Raw genomic sequence first — 18,685 nt, 5'->3', positions numbered from 1 at the left:
TTCGTATGACCATCTCATTTTGAATAATGGATGACCATGCTTAATTTATTCGCAGAGGCACCCGAATTTTTATAGCCATGGGGTTTGTCCGCGCGAAAACGGATCGACTCCCCTTGTTTTACCGTATAATCCTCTGCACCAACCCGAATCGTAACTTCCCCTTCAAAAACTGTAATAAATTCCTCTGCTCCTTCTATATGTGGTTCAGCATTCAAAGAAGACTCTTCATCCATTTCCATCATGTACATTTCAAAACGGCGCCCCTCTTCGAAGGGAAAATGGGGATATATCCGAATCTTTCCCTCATCCTCCATCAATGCTTGAATATCACTGCCCGTTACAACTGTAGTGTCCGACTTTGGCTCGTGGATTAAGGCAGTGAACGAAATTTTCAGGCCATTCGCAATTTTCCATACCGTCGCTATTGTAGGGTTGGATTCACCACGTTCTATCTGACCCAGCATCGTCTTGCTAATTCCAGACATTTCGGCAACCTTGTCCAAACTAAGCTTTCTTTGTTCCCTAAGTTGCTTCAAATTCTGAGCCAGAACAACATTAATGTTTTTCAATATACAGTCACCTCTGATTTAAAAGATTATATTGTGCTATATAGCGTACATATTGTACAATTATAAAGAACGTACGTTATATCGCACGTTTCAGTTAAATATAACATACAACAAGAATGAAATGTGGAGGACTTATGAATATCATTCCGTTACTGACTTACGCAATCGTTGCTTCATTCACACCGGGTCCCAATAACATCATCGCCATGACTCACGCAAGAAACGAAGGATTCAAAAAAATTATTCCGTTTATTGCCGGCGTAGCAGCTGGCTGCCTGCTTATTATGTTCCTGTCTAGTTATTTCAACCTTATTCTGCATCAATACATCCCTAGGATCAAACCGGCCCTGAACATATTGGGGTGTGTATACATGATCTATTTGGCGATCAAAATCATGCGAAGTAAACCTGCAAATGCCAAAGATCCAAAGGTGAATCGTTTTACGTTTCTCTTTGGCTTCACCCTGCAATTCATCAACCCTAAAGTCATTCTGTATGGTCTTACGGCCATCTCGGTATTTGTTATGCCTCTCGGAGACTCTCATGTTCATATGATCGTATTTTCGTTACTTCTAACCATCATTGGCATTAGTGCCAATATGACTTGGGGGTTATGCGGTATGTTATTTCAGAGCTTTTTATTGAAATATGAACGTCCTTTTAATATTCTAATGGGTGTTTTGCTCATCTATAGCGCCCTATCGATTTTAAAATAAATGCAAGAGAAAAAGCGCCCTCCCATCTAATGGCTGGACGCTTTTATGTTTATTTCAAATTACCTCAGTTTGATCTCCACCACGGTTGGCTTGGGTAAGCTCCCGTATGCAGCACAACCTTCTCACCGATTTTGGGTGTTGCAATGGTGACATTCAGGGCATGTGCAGCCTTGGTGATCCGTTCAATCGGCTCGTTCCAGGCATGATAGGCCAGCGTAAATGCTGCCCAATGAATCGGGATGAGCAGCCCTCCTCTTACATCCAAATGAGCCTGTACCGTTTCTTCCGGCATCATATGAATGTTGGACCAACGCTCATCATATTGTCCGCATTCCATCAGGGTCAGGTCAAAAGGTCCATACTTACTGCCGATTTCCTTAAAATGAGGACCGTATCCGCTGTCGCCGCTAAAGAAAACCTTCGTTTCTTGTCCAGCAATAACCCACGAACACCACAGTGTCGAATTGCGGTCCAACAACCCTCTGCCCGAGAAATGCCGCGCCGGCGTGCAGGCTAATGTCAGACCTTTGAAGGATAGCTCATCCCACCAGTTATGTTCGGTAATCTGTTCCGAGGGCACACCCAGTTGAATTAGTCTTCGACGCACGCCAAGTGGGACGATAAACCGCTGTGTTTTATTTTTCAATCTGCGGATAGAGGAATAGTCCAGATGATCATAATGGTCATGCGATATAATGATCGCATCCAAGGCTGGAAAGTCCTCGGGTTGAATTGGCAGGTTAGTGCTGTATCGTTTCGTACCCGCCCAAGATACAGGAGATGGACGGTTGCCCAGCATTGGATCAAAGAGCAATCGGTGTCCTTCGATCTCAAGCAAAAAAGCCGAGTGACCGAACCATGTTACCTGCGGATGATCGGATACATTTAACGATTCCGCTGGTTCATATTTTTCTACGGGAATGTTACCCGCAGGTCTTCGCTCTATACTTTTCCGCATGGAATCTTTCAACATGCTCACGAGGGAGCTGAAGCTCATACCTGCGGATGTCGGAACCTGATTTTCGTATTTTGTCATTATTCATACCTTCTGTTCTCTATAATCAATCATTCGAGCGATCATTCAATCTTGAGTAAAACAGGAGCAATATTAGCCTTTATATTAAATCATTGCTCGTTTATAATCAATTCGCCTTCGGTTATCTGAATGTAATATTTCAATTAACTTCATTTCAATGGAGCCAATGGACCAATTCGAAAATTAAGGTGGAATTAAGACTCTGTTTTCTCTCCAATAAGATTGGGCATATATGATAGAGAAAATACAGAGAGAGTATGTGAGAGATGATGAAAAAATTTCGCAGAAGATTATTTAAGACGTTTATATTCGGAGCAGTGGCTTTACTTCTCCTTCTGGTTACGGGCTTGATCTATCAACAAGTGAGTACCCGTCAGGATCAGAAAACATTTATTCCGCCTGGCAAGCTCTACAGCATACATGGTGACAATATGCATTTATATACGGGTGGTCAAGGAGATGCAACAGTTGTCCTTGCATCCGGGTGGGGCACAGCTGATCCTTATGTAGACTTTTATCCGCTCTACGAAAAGCTTGCACCCTATACGAAATTCGCGGTTTACGATCGCTTTGGTTATGGTTATAGCGATATGACCGATAAGAAACGCGATGTCGATACCGTGGCAGATGAATTGCACGAGTTATTAGAGGTATCTGGGCAAAAGCCACCATACGTTCTGGTGGGCCACTCCCTCGGTTCGCTGGAAACACTCCGGTTTGCGCAAAAATATCCGGATGAAGTTCAAGGTATTGTCATGTTGGATGGGGGGAGTCCGGAATATTACGCCAATGACACTGACGATATAGCAAGTGTGATTGGTGGCTTCATGAACCAATTCCGGATCAAAACGGGTTTGTTTCGGTTGACTTTACAGTCTGACGCTGTTGTGGAAGCTTCCAATGCCAATCGCAACGGCCTGAAGTTTGTACCAGATGATCTGAAGAAAATAGATACCACGGCTCTATTGCTTAACTATGGGAATGCCAACACCGTGGATGAGTTGCGTGAAATGACAGCCAATGCCAAGGTTGTCGTCGACAACAAAAAGCCCTTCCCGTTTCCACTTACCATACTGACAGCAGATTACTTCGGAGCCAGTGAGCCGATATGGGATAAAACCCAAGCTGAATTTACGTCCTGGTCGGAACATTCCAAACATGTAACTGTTAAGGATACCGAGCATTATATTCATCAATATCACCCGGATCTTGTTGCCAATGAAATATTGGAACTGGTCAAGAAGTAGATTCCCTGAACAAACGCTAAACAAGCAGTACAATTCGTTTCAAAATAAAACCCTAATGATTCTGGGACTGCACCCCTTTTGTGAGACAGGGATCAAAACACCTTGCAAGTTAAGTAGCCAGTCTTCGGAAATCCATCGGAGACTGGTTATTTAGTTTTGTTTGAATTCGAATTGAGTTATAGTAAGTAATGTAGTTTCGAACGGTCTGTTCAACGATGGCCGTCGTTGTAGACATCAGATCTTCGAGGTAGAACGTTTCAGACTTTAGTGTGGAATGAAACGACTCTATGGGGGCATTATCAGCGGGCGTTCCTTTTCGGGACATGCTCATGATAATGCCCTTTCCCTTTACTACAGCCTGGTAATTCTGGGACGTGTACACGCTACCTTGGTCGCTATGGAGCAGCATATTGCTTCGCTCTGGAAGTTGATTCAATGTATCCAGAACTAAGCATGTGTCCTGCTTGTCCGCTATACTGTAAGCGACAATTTCTCCGTTGTACAGATCCAAAATGCTTGAAAGGTACAACATTTTGTTACCAAACGGCAAATACGTAATGTCAGTCACCAATTTTTGCAACGGAGCTTCTGCATGAAACTTTCGTTTAAGCAGATGTTCCGCTGGTTGTGCCGGTTGCCCAGTCGTTTTTCGCTTCTTGATCCTCACTCGGCATTGTAATCCCTCGCACTGCATGATTCGCTGAACTCTCTTGTGATTAATTGGACCTTCTGATCGAAGTAAGGCAGTGATCTTTCGATACCCATACCGAAACTTGTGTTGAGTGCAAAGTTGGATGACTTTCTCCACTGTTGGATCTGGGCGCTTCATCTCAACGGCTGCCTTCCAGCGGTAGTAGGTCGCACGAGCAATTCCAAGCCATGTACAAGCCTCAGATATAGTTACTTCTTCTCGAATGGATTCAATCCAGGCGATGACGACCTCAGCTTCCACCTCCGTTCCAATTCCTTGTACTTTTTTAGCAGTTCCAATTGTTGCTTCAGGAAACGGTTTTCTGCTTTAACTTTTTCGAGCTCTGTGGAGTGACCTGGGCCTTTTCCATAGCTATATTGCTTGCCTACGGGTTGCTCCAGGCGATGAACTTCTCCTTTTCGATACCACCTCATCCACGTTTTCAGCTGTGATTCATTCCGTATCCCCAGCTTCTCCATAACTTCTTTTACGGGTACTTCTGCTAATCTCATTTCTATGGCTTTCATCTTTAGTTCCACGGGATAACTTACTCTAGTTGCCAATGAAAAACACCTCCAAGATGATCTCCTTATCTTACGACAAGGTTTCATTCACTTGAAGGTGTTTTAATTTGTCTCTCGTTATGGGGTCAGTTCCTCTGGTAATCGTCAGGGTTTTTTATTTCGTTAGTGCCGTTACTGTGCTAGTGCCATCCTCGGTGTTAGCGATCTGAAATGTGCTAATGCCTCTTGGACCTCCGTGGTCGTGAGACCGTGTCGATCAAAATAATGCACGATCTCCCCCAGGTCAGCTCCATCACCGCTGTATATCCGCTCAATCTTTCGAATAATCTCTTGTTGTAATCGCTCTCGAATCCGCAGGCAACTAACAGGTTCACATAGCCAAAAATCAGTTCGTTTGACCTCCCCTATGTCAGTCCATAGCAAATTCTCATATCGAATGACATCCCAATCACGATAACCTGCCTGAATCTGCTGAAGTTCTGTTGAAAACATATCATATATTAGATTGTGCGGTAGGTGTCCATACGTTGCCCGATACTGTCTCAGATTGAATCCTTCGATCCATTCTGTCAGCACAAAATTCCCAGGAGCATACGCATACAGTTCGGGAACATGAAGGTTGTTTTGCAATGACAAGAGCGCCTCACATTCCAATTCTCCATCCACTTTTCCACGAGGCGTATATACCTTAAGGCAGTACTCTTGTAAACGATAAACAACCGACTGCTTTCCCATTAGTGAAGCTTGCATGGTCAGATGACCATTTTTCTCATAACGATCTAGCAATTGTTCAATATTCGCAGGAATTGATTTAACGATTCTCATAAAGACGTCTCCTTGATTATAAAATACATTTCTAAAACGTTTTACGTTTTCCTCTATCCGTTATCATTCATTAATCCACTCTCTATATTATCTTTAAAATTCCATATGAACATATACAATTTCACCAGAACATGAACTATTTGCTTCCAACATCGAGATTTATTCTTTTCGACTGTCAGGTTTATTTTCACTCTAATGGATGGAACCCGTTTCATGTCAAGGTACAAAAAAACGATGCCCTCTATTGAAGAGAGAGCATCGTTTCATTTCTTATATGACTTTTAATTAATGCATAGGACCTTGTTGGCCCTGCTGAGCACCGACCTTAACTCGTTTTACGAAGAGTGAAGTGATCAGACCAATGATAGCAAGTACCAGTGCGAAAATAAATGCATTTTGTACACCGGATGTGAAACCTGCCAACTGATTCTCTGGGCTCTCAGGATCCGTCACACCGCTCAAGAAGCGGGTCTGACCTGCGCTCAGTATACTTACCGCAACAGCTGTACCAATAGCTCCGGATACCTGCTGCAATGTATTCATGATCGCCGTTCCGTGAGGATAGAAATCAGGTGGCAATTGATTCAAGCCGTTGGTTTGTGCAGGCATCATAATCATTGAAATCCCGATCATCATGAAGATATGCAGCGTAATAATCTTGCCCAGAGTCGTTGTCGGAGTGATTCCAGTGTACAAGAAGAGTACAACAGTTACGATCGCAAGACCGATAATCACAAGCCACTTCGGACCGAATTTGTCAAACAGACGCCCCATAACCGGGGACAAGAATCCATTCAGCAAGCTGCCCGGCAGCAGAACCAGACCGGCAGTCAGAGCCGTAACCGCCATACCTTGTTGCAGGTACATCGGCAGGATCAGCATGGATGACAACATCATCATCATACAAAGGAAGATCAGAATCAAGCCAACTGTAAACATTGGATATTTAAATGCCCGCAGATCCATCATCGGCTGTTTCATTCTCAATTGACGGATGCTGAACAGCAGCAAAGATAATACTCCAATAACCAGTGTGGCTACAACGATAGGACTGGTCCAGCCACCGCCACTTTCCTCATGTCCTCCTGCACTACTGAATCCGTACACGATACCACCAAAACCAAGTGTGGAAAGCACAATGGAAAGAACATCAATTTTGGGCTTGGTCAGCTTCGAGATATTCGGTAAGAACAGCAAGCCGCATACCAATGAAATAATGAAGAACGGCAAGGAGATCCAGAAAATCCAGTGCCAGCTCAGATTGGCCAGAATCAGACCCGAGATACTCGGTCCACTTGCTGGTGCAAACATGATAACCAAACCGATCAATCCCATGGCAGCGCCACGCTTTTCAATCGGGAAGATAACCAATATAGTGTTGAACATTAGTGGCAGTAACAGAGCTGTACCTATAGCTTGCAATACCCGCGCCACCAACAGAATTTCAAAGCTCGGTGCAATAGCAGCAACTATCGTTCCTGCAATCGAAAAAATCAGAGAAGTCGTGAACAACTGTCTCGTCGAAAACCATTGTAACAGCATACCGGAAACCGGCACCAAAATACCCAAAACGAGCAAATAACCTGTAGTTAACCACTGAATGGTAGTAGGTCCAACTTCGAGCAAGCCCATAAGCGGTGTCAATGCCACATTTAGTGCCGTTTCACCGAACAGACCAATAAAGCCGCTAAGTAACATGGCGAATAAAATCGGAAATACTTTATATTGTTTTGTTTCTTGTTGATCCTGTACAGAACCAGCCTTCATGGAAGCCTCCACGATCCCATCCTCCTCAAACAATCTGACAATTTCTATTTCTCTTTACGAAGCTTATTGCTTCTCTTTTGCATTCTTCGCCACAACGGACAAATAATCAGCAGCCGTCAGCAAAGGCTGTTTGTCCTGGTTGGTCAGGCTGATAATTAATGCGCCCTCCATTAAGGAAATGACGAGTAGTCCCATCTCTTGTGCTTTCTTTTCACCTATGCCATCCAAAATCAGATGTTTCGTAATGATTTGCTGCCATCCTGCAAACACGTCCTGACAGGCAATTCGCAATTGTTGACTGATGCACGAGGTCTCCACGGCTGCCCAGAAACTAAATGGAAGAAAACCCGTAAAACCTGCCGCCTCCGTTTCAATGGCTAAGTCATGAATAAATTGCTGAATGGCATCCCCCGTATTGTCATGAGCGGCAAACACTTCTTCAAACTTCTGCAGAATGTTTTCATTGGCTTTTTGAATGCACTCATGAGCGAGCTCTTCTTTGCCATGTGGGAAATAATGATATAACGAGCCTTTTGGCGTACTGCTCTCCTTAATAATCTGATTTAGACCGGTCGCATGATATCCTTGTGAAAAAAACAGTCTGGCTGCTGTGCTGACGATTAGTTCTCTAGCATTAGACTTTTCACTCAATAAAGCCACATCCTTAAATGAATTATAACAATCGGTCTATATAATTAAAACCGTTTCGAAAAACACTGTCAACCCTTATATTTCGGCCAATATTCGTGATAGCGCTATCAATTCAGTGCACGGAAAGAACAGGGAGCAAATTATCCTTGATAACATTTTAAAAACATAATATCCTATTGGGATAGTATGCATTAACCATGATATACTGATCATTACAATAATGAATAGAAAGGTGTTTGCCATGGAAATGCGAATGATCAAGACCTTTCAAACGATTGTAAAGCTCGGGAGCTTTCAACAGGCAGCAGAAGCTTTGCAGTATTCACAACCCGCCATTACACTGCATATGCAGAAACTTGAGGCCGATCTGGGTATGAAATTACTGGATAGAGGCAAAAAGATTAAATTGACGGAAGCGGGGAAAATATTTTACGCCAGAGCCGATCAACTTCTGAAGGAATACGAGTATTTGACAAATACGATCACCGACATTCAACAGGGACAAGCGGGGTTTGTACGAATTGGAGTATCTGAGCCAACAGCCAGCCATCGACTTCCTGCTATTCTGTCTTCTTTTGTTAAACAGAATCCCAAGATTAAGCTCAGCGTGCGCATCGGGGACAGCAAGCTTCTTAATGAACTGCTAATTGATGAGCAGCTTGACTTTGCCGTCTGCCCTTCTCCTGAGACGAGTATGGAAACCGAGTTTCAACCGCTGCTTTTTGAACCGATGGCATTGCTGTTGTATGATTCACATCCATTTGCTCAGGATGATGAAATCCATTTGGCAGATCTGAAAGGACAACAATTCCTATTCACACCCCCTAATTGCCCGATTCGCATCCGCATTGAGCAGTTATTGGCCGAGAAAATCGACAGCGATTATCAGGGAATCGAAATAAGTAATATCCGGTCTCACAAGTATTATGTACAAGCCAAATTAGGCATAACCATTGCTCCGATTGCAACAATCTGCCCAGCCATTCCCGGTACTGTTATCCAAAAAATTGCCGATCTCAAGGTTGGGCCCATTGCAGGCATTTTGCGTAAGCGAAATATACCGCTTGGTTCCGCGAGCGAAAAGCTGATGCTCGACATTCGAGCTGCGCTGCTTCAGAGCAATTTATATGTTCCTGAATTTGAACTCCCTTCCCAGCTGGCTATGCCATAGCATTGACTCACCAGCTGCCATTCTATTTTCTTTTTCAGGGCGCAAACTACTACTTGAGTCTGCCTGCCGTGCGTCCACCATCTACCGTTAATATGCTGCCTGTAATAAATGAAGCCTGGTCAGAGGTCAGATACAATATCGCTTGAGGAGCGTCATCCGGACCTGATGTCCGGCCTAGCGGTGTAATGTTGATCATATGTTCTGTATGCTCCTTCGTCATCACACTAACCTCGCTGCCGGGTGCATAACCCGGCACAACCGCATTTACCCGAATGCGATAGGGGGACAACTCCAGGGCAAAGGTTTTGGTCAGCATCTCGATTCCTACTTTCGAAACCGAATAATTCCCCATGCCGACACCTGCGGTGGAAGCTGCCCCAGAGCTTATATTAATGAAGGAACCCTCGACCTCGACCGCAATCATCTGTTTGGCAAAATGCTGAGTAAGCAAGAATGGTGCTGCCAGATTTAGATCCATCGTCTCATTCCAATGTTGAAGCGTCATGTTCATGAGTGTGCGGTATGGATATATTCCCGCATTATTGATGACGATATCCGGCGCTTTCCATTGCTGTTCGACCACTTGAACCAATTCATTAATGGACTTTTCATCCACAAGATTCGTTACATGCCAGTGAACATCCACTCCCTCCTGCTTCAGCTTATCTACTGTATTCCTTAGGGCATCCTCCCGGATATCGGACAGATAAAGGCTCGCGCCTTCGGCGGCGTATGCTTGTGCAATCCATTGGCCAAATACACCTGCCGCTCCGGTAATGACTACCCTTTTCCCTGCAAATGTTCGTTCCGGCATGACAGTCGCTCCTCTATACCATGATGTTCTTGCTGTAAACAGGCTGCTTCACCTTGGATTAATTCCAAACGAGATTCTTTTCGGCCTCCACGACAAGTCGCACTGCCTGCTTTATCTCATAACCAATTCGATTCACCTGACGTATAAGTGATGTTTGGAGTCTGAAAAAGGCTTCACTGCCTACTTCGGCTACCGCCAGAAGTTCGATGTCTGACAGCGCAGGCACAAGTGTATGACTGCCTGCCGCATCATGATCATACCGGCTGCCTCGAACATAATTGATGGGAACCAGCCATCTGCTAAGTGACAATATCGTTCGGTTCGCTTCTGTAACAGAAGCATCCGCCAGGGACGAGGAACCTATCCGGTCATAGAAATGGTCTGTGGCATTCTGTAGCTGCTGGACCCTGCTTGTTAAGCGCGAAAGATCAAGCTTGTCTCCGATAAGCTCTCTATAATAGCCCATTCGTTCGGAAAGGGTTCGGATCGCGTGTCTCTGATCAATTGGAATAATGGGAGCAGAGGCAGCATTATAGACGGCAGCTACGTACACTTTGCAATCACGGGCCAGATAATCTCCATCAATTTTATCCAGCGTATCCTCTGTCGTATGCCACCACCAGCCAAACCAGCCCTCAGGCTGATAGGACAGCCCCATAAAAGCAGACGGAAGTCCAGCACCCCAGAAAGACTGATCTCCTGACCTTCCAAACGGAGAACCGCGAAAAGGTTCATCCGTTACGGTGCGTATGGCATCAGCACATAGTGTCCGTGTCTCTGACATTGTATTGGCTGCACCGAGGTGACTCGCTCCCTTGGCGCCCACGGAATCAATATTGATATGCAACACCCCGTTTTCGTGCAAATCTTCCCAATGAAGATCGCTGTATAATGCAGAGCCGGCATATCTGCCGTGGGAATGGCCTGACCAAAATGCGAACCGAACGGAGCGCCGCAGCGTGTTACGATGCAATGATAATACCCGTGCCGTCTCCACCATGTCGGCATTGGCGGAGCCGTTATCCATCGCCCCATAATGCCATGAATCCACATGTCCGCTAAACAACACAAAGGATTCTGGTTCTTCCGTCCCCTTTATCTCAGCAATCAAGGTCGGAATGTTCACCCAGTCTGTGCGCACTTCCGCGGTCAACGTAATCTCTACATTCTCTCTTTCTTCCACGGCGATTAAAGACTTGATCTGCTCTCCATCTGAATGGTTGACCGACAGAACCGGAATAGACGGATAGCCATCATCCTCTGGTGTCGGATTTCCCCACACGGAGGAAACGATCATTTCATGCGTGTACGGACCGCTATTGATAAATATGACCGCTACTGCACCCAACTGCTGCAAACGATAAATCGTGGGCCCATTCGCAAGCCCATGAACGACCACCGCATGACCTGTCACTTGATTGGCCCAGTCGGTCTGGTCTATATCCATTAGCTCAATGAATCTCAGAAGTGTGCTCAACTGTTCCGTCTTGGCTGACATGGAGTGCGTAATAGCTGCAAAAGAAATGCCGCCGACCTTAAGTTCTGCTCTGACAGGGATACTGATGTAGGCTTTGTTAAACGTAAGCTCGGTGATCAACCCAAAATCCTCAAGCTGTTCCTTAATATAATGGAAAGCCCGTAGTTCCTCTTCGGAACCCGACAAACGAATCTCCTTCGCAATCTGTCTGTTATATTCAAGCAGGAGATCACGGTCGATCTCATGCAGTATGGAGTGCACCTCCGACTGTTGCTTCAACTCAGTCATGTCGATTCCCTCTCTCCTCATTGCCTGCTGCAACACCCAGGGCAACCCTTGATTCATCATCACTGCTCTGGTTCAAATAACGGATGGCTGTTTCTCCAAGAACCGATATTCCTGTAACAATCGCTTGCTCATCAAAAATAATGGAATCACTGTGAAGGGGAAGCTCTGAACGGGCATCTTCTTCTGTTATTGTGCCGAGTCGGAATATGGCACCCGGCACAAATTCGAGATACGCACCAAAATCTTCGGCGCCCATGGATGGCTCCTTCAGATACACCACGGCCTCCCGGCCAATAGTATCTTCCGCTGCCTGTTCAATCACATCGACGATATAATCATCGTTTATTACAGGAGAACCGCCGCGGTAGTAATCAAATTCCGCTTTACCACCGAACCCTTCGGCAATGGCCTCAATGAGGCGCTTCATATATACTGGCACAGCTTCACGCGTCTCAGGATTGTGCGTACGAATGGTACCTCTGAGTTGAACCTCCCCAGCGATAACGTTATACGCATTGCTATTGCTTTGCAGTTTCGTAATCGAGATGACGGAAGAATCAAGTGGAGACAGGTTTCGGGATACTACCGTTTGCAACGCAGTTATAATCTGGGCAGCAATGATGACCGGATCGATGGTTCGATGTGGATAGGCAGCATGTCCACCTTTTCCCGTCACTCGAATATCAAAAGCATCTGCCGCTGCCAGCATGGCCCCTTTTCTCAAACCAATCTTGCCAGCAGGCAAATCCGGCCACACGTGGAGCGCAATGATCGCATTCACTTCCGGATTATGCAAAACACCTGCAGCAATCAGATCCGTTGCGCCTCCCTGAACTTCCTCTGCAGGCTGGAATATAAACTTCACTGTTCCCTGAAGCTCATCCCTGTGCTCACTTAATGCCGCTGCTGTTCCAAGAAGAATGGCAGTATGCACATCGTGCCCACAAGCATGCATCACCCCTTCGCGAACGCTGGCAAACGGCAATCCTGTCTTCTCTACGATAGGCAGTGCATCCATATCGGCACGAATTCCAATGGTTTTTCCCTCGCGTCCACCTTTCAAAAGCCCAACAACCCCTGTGCCGCCTACACCCGTCTCTACTTCGAGACCAGCATCCTCCAAAAATTGAGCAACCAGCTTGGCTGTTTCAAACTCCTGGTGACCAAGCTCAGGATTCTGGTGAATATGGCGGCGAAGCCGTATAGCCTCGTCCTTCCACTTTTCGGCTGAACTACGAAAACTCATTGTTTCATTCCTCCTCTATTCATCGTATAAATGACACTGCACTTCACGGTCTGGAGCGACGAATCTTTTCTGTGGAACGACCTGTCGGCATGTCTCCATAACGTATGGGCATCGGGTATGAAAAACACAGCCCGCAGGTGGATGAAGTGGCGATGGAATCTCACCGCTTAATACAACTCTTTCCCTTTTGGCACGGGGATTCGGGATCGGTACCGCAGACAATAATGATTTGGTATAAGGATGCAGAGGATCGGCGAACAAGGCTTCCGCGGGCCCCTGCTCCACCATCTCGCCCAAATACATCACACCAATACGGTCGGCAATATGGCGTACAACGCTAAGGTCATGTGCAATGAATAAATAAGAAATGCCGAGCTCTTCTTGGACCTCTTCCAGCAAATTAATGACTTGGGATTGAATCGATACGTCCAGCGCTGATACGGGTTCATCACATATAATGAGCTTCGGTCCAAGGGCCAACGCTTTGGCGATGCCCAGCCTTTGACGCTGACCACCTGAGAATTCATGGGGAAACCGCTCATAATGTTCTTCACTGAATCCAACTTTGCGCAGCAATGACATGGCTGTTTCCATTCTGTCCCGTTTGTTGCCCTTCTTGTGGATTAATAACGGTTCTTCAATGGAATATCCAATGCGTTTACGAGGGTCCAGCGAGGTGTACGGGTCCTGAAATACCATCTGCATATGCTGCCTGTAGCTTCGCAGTTCTTTTTTGCTTAACCCCAGAATATCCGTGCCCTCATAAAATGCTTCCCCTGATGTTGGCTCAACAAGTCTGAGAATCGACCGACCGAGTGTGCTTTTACCGCAGCCGGATTCGCCCACCAGGCCAAAGGTTTGTCCTGTGTGGATGTCAAAGGATACCCCGTTGACGGCCTTGACTTGCCCCTTGGTTCTGCCAAAAGAAGATCGAACAGGGAAATGTTTGTTCAGATTGCTAACCTGTAGCAGCGGCTTCGACTCAACCAATGATTTCGAGTTCATGTGTCTCCTCCTGAATCGTTGCTATTCCGGGATACCAGCAGCGTACCGAATGGTTCTCGTCCACCTGTTTTAAGGAAGGCGCTGCCCGTAAGCATTGTTCATCCGCATAAGCGCATCTTGGAGCGAATCGGCAGCCTGTTGGAACCTGATGCAGCGCGGGTACCGTTCCCTCAATGACGTGAAGCTTGCTGTGCTGTTCGCCATCAATACGAGGAATGGATTTCATTAAACCTGACGTATACGGATGCTGGGGATTGAAAAATAAATCGTCCACGCTTGCCTCCTCCACGACCTGTCCAAGATACATGACAGCCACTCTTGTACACGTCTCCGCGACTACACCCAGATCATGTGTAATCAGTATGACACCAAGTCCCGTCTTCGCTTGCAGACTTTCAATCAGCTCTAGGATTTGCGCCTGAATCGTCACATCCAGTGCCGTCGTCGGTTCATCTGCAATAAGCAGTTTCGGATTACAGGCAAGCGCCATGGCAATCATGACCCTCTGTCGCATCCCTCCGGAGATTTCATGCGGATGTTCATCCACCCTCTTCTCCGGTGAGGGAATACCTGTCATACGCAGCAGGTCCACGGCAGCCAGACGCGCCTGTCTGCCATTCATGCCTTGATGCAGCTTCAAGCTCTCGGCAATTTGTTTGCCAATCGTCTGAACCGGATTCAGGGAAGACATGGGGTCTTGAAAGATCATGGAGAGTTCATTGCCACGTATGCGTTCCATTTGTCTTTTGGACAAGCTTAAGAGATCGGTACCTTCGTAGAGGACTTCACCCGAGTAATCCACGTAATCTTCATCAAACAGTCTAAGAATGGATTCGGCGGTTACGCTTTTCCCGCAGCCGGACTCACCTACGATGCCCAACGTCTCCCCGGCAAGGACGTGGAAGGAAACACCTTCCACCGGGTGAATGGTTCCTTTTTCGTTTGAAATGGACACTTTCAGGTCCTTCACCTCAAGCAGCGGTTGTTTTCCCACGACGTCTCCCCCTTTTCACCTTATTCGCATGTGGGTCGAGCAGATCTCTAAGGCCATCGCCGAACAGGTTCAGACCCAGTACAACGAGCACCAGGAAAATACCCGGGAAAACAGTCATCCACCAAGCGTTGTAAATCACCGTTTTTCCGTCAAAAAGCATATTCCCGAGACTTGGGGACGGGGAAGGTATGCCTGCTCCAAGAAAACTTAGAGAAGCTTCCGTCAGGATTGATACGGCAAAAATAAAGCTGGATTGGATTATGAGCGGAGACAGCGTATTGGGCGCCATATGAATCCAGATGATGCGCCAGCTGCCTGCTCCCTGTGCATGTAATGCTTCGATATAAGTTAATTCCCGAATGACCAGCGCCTTGGAACGAATAATTCGGGCCATCGATGGAATGAAGATAATACTTAGAGCGATAATGACATTGCCTGGATTCGGGCCAAGAGCCGCCATAATGGAGATGGCAAGCAAAATGGACGGAAAAGCAAACAAACCATCACAGATGCGCATAAAGATATGATCCAGTACCGAATAACTTGCAGATAACAGCCCAACAATCATGCCGATCAATGAAGATACAACCGTAACAGCAAAACCAACCGCAACTGAAATACGCAAACCGTATACGGCGCGAGTGAATACATCACGTCCAAAGTTATCTGTGCCAAATATGTGCTGCCCGTTGGGGCCTTTGAGTCGATTCACCGGATCAATCTGTAACGGCCCGTATGGTGTAAGTATCGGCCCCATGATTACCAGAAGCACAACAACAAGCAGAATTCCCGCCCCTGTGGTTAACAACTGATTATGCATAAAGCGTCTGAATACGATGCGCCTGTTCTTCCTTTTGTGAAGTCCTGACGTAGCGATGGTGGTATCCGGATTGGTTATCAAGTTGTCTCCACCCCCTTCATTTCTTGCTTAATCGAACTCGTGGATCGACCAAACCATACAACAAATCAACGATTAGATTTACAAACACATAAGCTACCGTGACTAGCAGCACAGAGCCCTGAATAACCGAGTAATCTCTTCGACTAATCGAATTGACGATGAGCTGCCCCACTCCCGGGATATTGAATAGCATTTCTATAACCGCAGCACCAGTAACGAGCCCACCGAACGATTCACCAATAACTGTGAGAATAGGGATGAATGCAACGCGTAACGCATGTGTATATACGATCGTTTTTTCTCTGACACCCTTGGCTTTGGCGGTTTTGATAAAATTGCCGGACATCACATCCAGGACGGAGGATCTTGTCATTCGGGTAATGAGCGCTGCCTGAATGATGCCGAGCACGATGCCAGGGAGCAACAGGTATTTGATATGCTGCCATAGCCCCTCACTTAACGGTTGATACCCTGCAACGGGAAGCCAGCGCAGCTTCACGCTAAAGAACATGACCAGCAGTGAACCCAACAGAAAACTCGGAATGGAGATGCCCAGCATGGAGAAACCCATCACCGATTGGTCCACGATGGTCCCTCTTCGCTTGACCGCTGTAATGCCGAGGAACAAGGCAAGAAACACACCAATCACCTGGGCAATGATCGCAAGGGACAATGTAGGCGCCAGTCGTTCAAAAAAGCCTCTGTCACAGGCTTGTCCAGAAAGATGGACTCCCCCAAATTGCCGGATAACAGCCCCAGCAACCAAATGCCGAATTGCTCATAGATTGGTCTGTCCAACCCCAGCTTGCTTCTTAGCTCATCGATATCGGCTTTGCTCGCCTCTTCACCCAGTAGAATCGCAGCGGGATCACCAGGTGTGACATGAATGATAGAGAACACAACGATTGCCACCACAAAAAGGACAGGTATCAAGGACAATAACCGACGAACAATATATCCACCCATATGAGGGCCACCTCACTTTCCAATGGCAAACGGAAAGGCGTATTCCTGTGGAAGCGATTCTACGCCTTTTCATCCGTTGCCTTCCTTATAACTACTTGTTATTGGTTGTATTCCAGAAGATCGGGCCCAAAATGTTCTGGAAACCACTGATATTTTTCGATAGCGCTGTAACCTGTTTGGTATGCCCGATCTGAGAGAATGGAACTTCGGTCCATACAAATTGCTGCAATTCGTCAATGAGTGGCCTTGCGGCCTCTACTGAATCGGACGTCCGGATTCCTTGAAGTAGCTCGCTCAGTTTCTCGCTTTTTAGCAGCCCTGCACCGCCTCCCCAAAACGCATACTGGTAGAACGTAGGCCGGAATGCATAACTCATCGGGTAGATATCCCACCCTGTGCCTGTCCCGAGTTTTTCTTGCAATGTTGGCCAATCATAGACATCCAGCTTAACCTTGACGCCAATCGACTCCAGCTCCTGCTGCAAAACAACGGCTACGTTATATTGATCCACATAATCTCTCGTCGTGAAAATTTTGATTTCTTCGCCGTTATAGCCTGCTTCTTGAAGCAATTGCTTTGCTTTATCCGCGTTAGCCTGGCTGTACGATTCCTTACCTGCTTCTGAATACCAATTCGGATATTCGGGTAGAACCAGAGAGGATGTCTTCACATAAAATTGTGGATCACGGAATGCCGATGTAAGTATGTCATCCACATTCTGAACGGCATTGACAGCCTGCCGAAGTTTGACGTTCTTGAACAAGCCGTCATTACTGTTATAGAAATATCCAATCATGCCTCCCGGACTGAGAAAGGTTTGCAACTCGGGATTGTCCGCGATCTGCTGTTCATTATCCACAGAGATATTCAGTGCAATGTCATATTCCCCGGAAGTAATCCCGGCAAGGCGGGTTGACTCGTCTGTTACGAATCGGAAGTACAGGTCATCGACCAACGCTTCCTTTTTGCCGCCTGCTCCATCACTCGGCTCGGTCCGGGCGGAGTAATCATCATACTTTTTCAAATGAATATACTGATCCTGCTTCCACTCCTCCAATTGAAACGGACCTGTACCGATGAATGATTTGATACCTTTATCATCTGCTTTATCAACCACTTCTTTCGGATAAATCGCCGCAGCTGGAATCGGATCAGCAAGAAGTTGCAGTGTTAGCAGAAAAGGTGTTTTCAATTGAAGTACGACAGTATACGGGTCCGTTTCTTTGGCCTTGGCACCCACAAAGTTCGCTTTACCATGACTCGACAGTTTGATCCAGCGATTCAGGGAAGCGACAACGTCCTCCGCTTGCAGTTCCTTGCCATTATGAAACTTCACACCTTGGCGCAGATGGAATGTATAGGATAACTTGTCGTCGCTGATCTCATAGGATTCAGCCAGCAGCGGAATAACCTGTGCATCTTTATCCAACGTTACCAGCTGCTCGTAGATCTCGCGTGAAATATCCTTAACCGCTGTATTGGAAGACACATGTGCATCCAGTGTGACCGGTTGTGTTGGATAGCCAATGTTCAGTGCCCCGCCTGTCTTGCCTTCTTCCGATGTCTGCTGTGCTGGAGTTTCACCGGTTGTTGAAGAGGCCTGTGTATTCTGCTGGCCTTCTCCACCTGAAGCGCAACCTGCCAGAAGCAGGAATGCCAGAATCATCATTAAAGCAGGCTTGGTATGTTTTCTCATCATGTAACCCCTCTCGCTCTCATGCATAATGTTAAATCCAATTTCACTGTCCTAAATGATATACAAGTGTTCATGTCGGATTAGTGAAAATTGGTATTTTC

16 protein-coding genes and 1 pseudogene are annotated in these 18,685 nt (G+C 46.4%); 3 read left to right on the top strand and 14 right to left on the bottom strand.

Features of this window, described 5'->3' with window-relative positions; translation table 11 throughout:
• Positions 1-14: 14 nt before the first annotated feature.
• Positions 15-569 (bottom strand): helix-turn-helix domain-containing protein, encoded by a 555-nt coding sequence (locus A6049_RS05095; protein ID WP_063563563.1) that lies wholly within the window; start codon positions 567-569, stop codon positions 15-17.
• A gap of 134 nt (positions 570-703) precedes the next feature.
• Between A6049_RS05095 and A6049_RS05090 the strand changes: the two genes are divergently transcribed.
• Complete coding sequence (locus A6049_RS05090) at positions 704-1,285, top strand: LysE family transporter (RefSeq protein ID WP_063563562.1); 582 nt, start codon at positions 704-706, stop codon at positions 1,283-1,285.
• Positions 1,286-1,349: 64 nt separating this feature from the next.
• Here the strand turns inward: A6049_RS05090 and A6049_RS05085 are convergent, their stop codons facing one another.
• A complete protein-coding gene (locus tag A6049_RS05085) occupies positions 1,350-2,321 on the bottom strand; it encodes an MBL fold metallo-hydrolase (RefSeq protein WP_063563561.1) in 972 nt (323 codons plus the stop codon).
• Positions 2,322-2,587: 266 nt separating this feature from the next.
• Between A6049_RS05085 and A6049_RS05080 the strand changes: the two genes are divergently transcribed.
• Positions 2,588-3,568, top strand: coding sequence for an alpha/beta fold hydrolase (locus tag A6049_RS05080; protein ID WP_240321308.1), 981 nt, complete (start codon positions 2,588-2,590; stop codon positions 3,566-3,568).
• A gap of 109 nt (positions 3,569-3,677) precedes the next feature.
• Here the strand turns inward: A6049_RS05080 and A6049_RS05075 are convergent.
• The 4 genes from A6049_RS05075 to A6049_RS05055 form a co-directional block, all read right to left on the bottom strand.
• Positions 3,678-4,822, bottom strand: a protein-coding gene (locus A6049_RS05075; RefSeq protein WP_095205971.1) for an IS3 family transposase whose coding sequence is annotated in 2 segments (ribosomal slippage) — positions 3,678-4,549 and positions 4,549-4,822 — 1,146 coding nt in all. Because the reading frame shifts where the segments join, the coding sequence is not laid out codon by codon here.
• Positions 4,823-4,954: 132 nt separating this feature from the next.
• Positions 4,955-5,608 carry a protein kinase family protein gene (locus A6049_RS05065; protein WP_063563559.1) on the bottom strand — a complete coding sequence of 218 codons (654 nt, stop codon included), beginning with the start codon at positions 5,606-5,608 and terminating at the stop codon, positions 4,955-4,957.
• Positions 5,609-5,893: 285 nt separating this feature from the next.
• A complete protein-coding gene (locus tag A6049_RS05060) occupies positions 5,894-7,375 on the bottom strand; it encodes a DHA2 family efflux MFS transporter permease subunit (RefSeq protein WP_063563633.1) in 1,482 nt (493 codons plus the stop codon).
• A 63-nt stretch (positions 7,376-7,438) separates the two neighbouring features.
• The gene (locus A6049_RS05055) at positions 7,439-8,026 is read right to left on the bottom strand and encodes a TetR/AcrR family transcriptional regulator (protein WP_063563558.1); all 588 of its coding nucleotides are present in this window, start codon (positions 8,024-8,026) and stop codon (positions 7,439-7,441) included.
• A gap of 241 nt (positions 8,027-8,267) precedes the next feature.
• Between A6049_RS05055 and A6049_RS05050 the strand changes: the two genes are divergently transcribed.
• Complete coding sequence (locus tag A6049_RS05050) at positions 8,268-9,197, top strand: LysR family transcriptional regulator (protein WP_063563557.1); 930 nt, start codon at positions 8,268-8,270, stop codon at positions 9,195-9,197.
• A 49-nt stretch (positions 9,198-9,246) separates the two neighbouring features.
• Here the strand turns inward: A6049_RS05050 and A6049_RS05045 are convergent, their stop codons facing one another.
• From A6049_RS05045 to A6049_RS05010, 8 genes and pseudogenes are all read right to left on the bottom strand, one after another.
• Complete coding sequence (locus tag A6049_RS05045) at positions 9,247-10,011, bottom strand: SDR family NAD(P)-dependent oxidoreductase (RefSeq protein WP_063563556.1); 765 nt, start codon at positions 10,009-10,011, stop codon at positions 9,247-9,249.
• 58 nt (positions 10,012-10,069) lie between these two features.
• Positions 10,070-11,776, bottom strand: coding sequence for a M28 family peptidase (locus tag A6049_RS05040; protein WP_063563555.1), 1,707 nt, complete (start codon positions 11,774-11,776; stop codon positions 10,070-10,072).
• Entirely contained in the window at positions 11,769-13,022 is a 1,254-nt protein-coding gene (locus A6049_RS05035) for a M20 metallopeptidase family protein (protein ID WP_063563554.1), read from the bottom strand. Before A6049_RS05035 ends, A6049_RS05040 begins: the two co-directional genes overlap by 8 nt.
• Before the next feature lie 15 nt (positions 13,023-13,037).
• Positions 13,038-14,027: an ABC transporter ATP-binding protein gene (locus A6049_RS05030; RefSeq protein ID WP_063563553.1), complete on the bottom strand. Its 990-nt coding sequence runs from the start codon at positions 14,025-14,027 to the stop codon at positions 13,038-13,040.
• Positions 14,005-15,021: an ABC transporter ATP-binding protein gene (locus tag A6049_RS05025; protein ID WP_063563552.1), complete on the bottom strand. Its 1,017-nt coding sequence runs from the start codon at positions 15,019-15,021 to the stop codon at positions 14,005-14,007. The genes A6049_RS05030 and A6049_RS05025 overlap by 23 nt, the downstream gene beginning before the upstream one ends.
• Complete coding sequence (locus A6049_RS05020) at positions 14,999-15,922, bottom strand: ABC transporter permease (RefSeq protein WP_371121291.1); 924 nt, start codon at positions 15,920-15,922, stop codon at positions 14,999-15,001. Before A6049_RS05020 ends, A6049_RS05025 begins: the two co-directional genes overlap by 23 nt.
• 16 nt (positions 15,923-15,938) lie before the next feature.
• Positions 15,939-16,888 (bottom strand): annotated as a pseudogene (locus A6049_RS05015) (ABC transporter permease).
• A 91-nt stretch (positions 16,889-16,979) separates the two neighbouring features.
• A complete protein-coding gene (locus tag A6049_RS05010; protein WP_063563551.1) occupies positions 16,980-18,587 on the bottom strand; it encodes an ABC transporter substrate-binding protein in 1,608 nt (535 codons plus the stop codon).
• Between the last annotated feature and the right edge of the window lie 98 nt (positions 18,588-18,685).

This window comes from Paenibacillus sp. O199, from assembly GCF_001636635.1.
Taxonomy (GTDB): domain Bacteria; phylum Bacillota; class Bacilli; order Paenibacillales; family Paenibacillaceae; genus Paenibacillus; species Paenibacillus marchantiae.
Note: the sequence above shows the minus strand (reverse complement) of the source record. Positions and strands in the feature narration are given on the sequence as shown.

Bases quoted from the DNA above. Each gene is read 5' to 3' on its own strand.
- A6049_RS05050 (WP_063563557.1), top strand. From the start codon at position 8,268: ATGGAAATGCGAATGATCAAGACCTTTCAAACGATTGTAAAGCTCGGG.
- A6049_RS05045 (WP_063563556.1), bottom strand. From the start codon at position 10,011: ATGCCGGAACGAACATTTGCAGGGAAAAGGGTAGTCATTACCGGAGCG.
- A6049_RS05060 (WP_063563633.1), bottom strand. From the start codon at position 7,375: ATGAAGGCTGGTTCTGTACAGGATCAACAAGAAACAAAACAATATAAA.
- A6049_RS05030 (WP_063563553.1), bottom strand. From the start codon at position 14,027: ATGAACTCGAAATCATTGGTTGAGTCGAAGCCGCTGCTACAGGTTAGC.
- A6049_RS05040 (WP_063563555.1), bottom strand. From the start codon at position 11,776: ATGACTGAGTTGAAGCAACAGTCGGAGGTGCACTCCATACTGCATGAG.
- A6049_RS05065 (WP_063563559.1), bottom strand. From the start codon at position 5,608: ATGAGAATCGTTAAATCAATTCCTGCGAATATTGAACAATTGCTAGAT.
- A6049_RS05035 (WP_063563554.1), bottom strand. From the start codon at position 13,022: ATGAGTTTTCGTAGTTCAGCCGAAAAGTGGAAGGACGAGGCTATACGG.
- A6049_RS05085 (WP_063563561.1), bottom strand. From the start codon at position 2,321: ATGACAAAATACGAAAATCAGGTTCCGACATCCGCAGGTATGAGCTTC.
- A6049_RS05010 (WP_063563551.1), bottom strand. From the start codon at position 18,587: ATGATGAGAAAACATACCAAGCCTGCTTTAATGATGATTCTGGCATTC.
- A6049_RS05080 (WP_240321308.1), top strand. From the start codon at position 2,588: ATGATGAAAAAATTTCGCAGAAGATTATTTAAGACGTTTATATTCGGA.
- A6049_RS05090 (WP_063563562.1), top strand. From the start codon at position 704: ATGAATATCATTCCGTTACTGACTTACGCAATCGTTGCTTCATTCACA.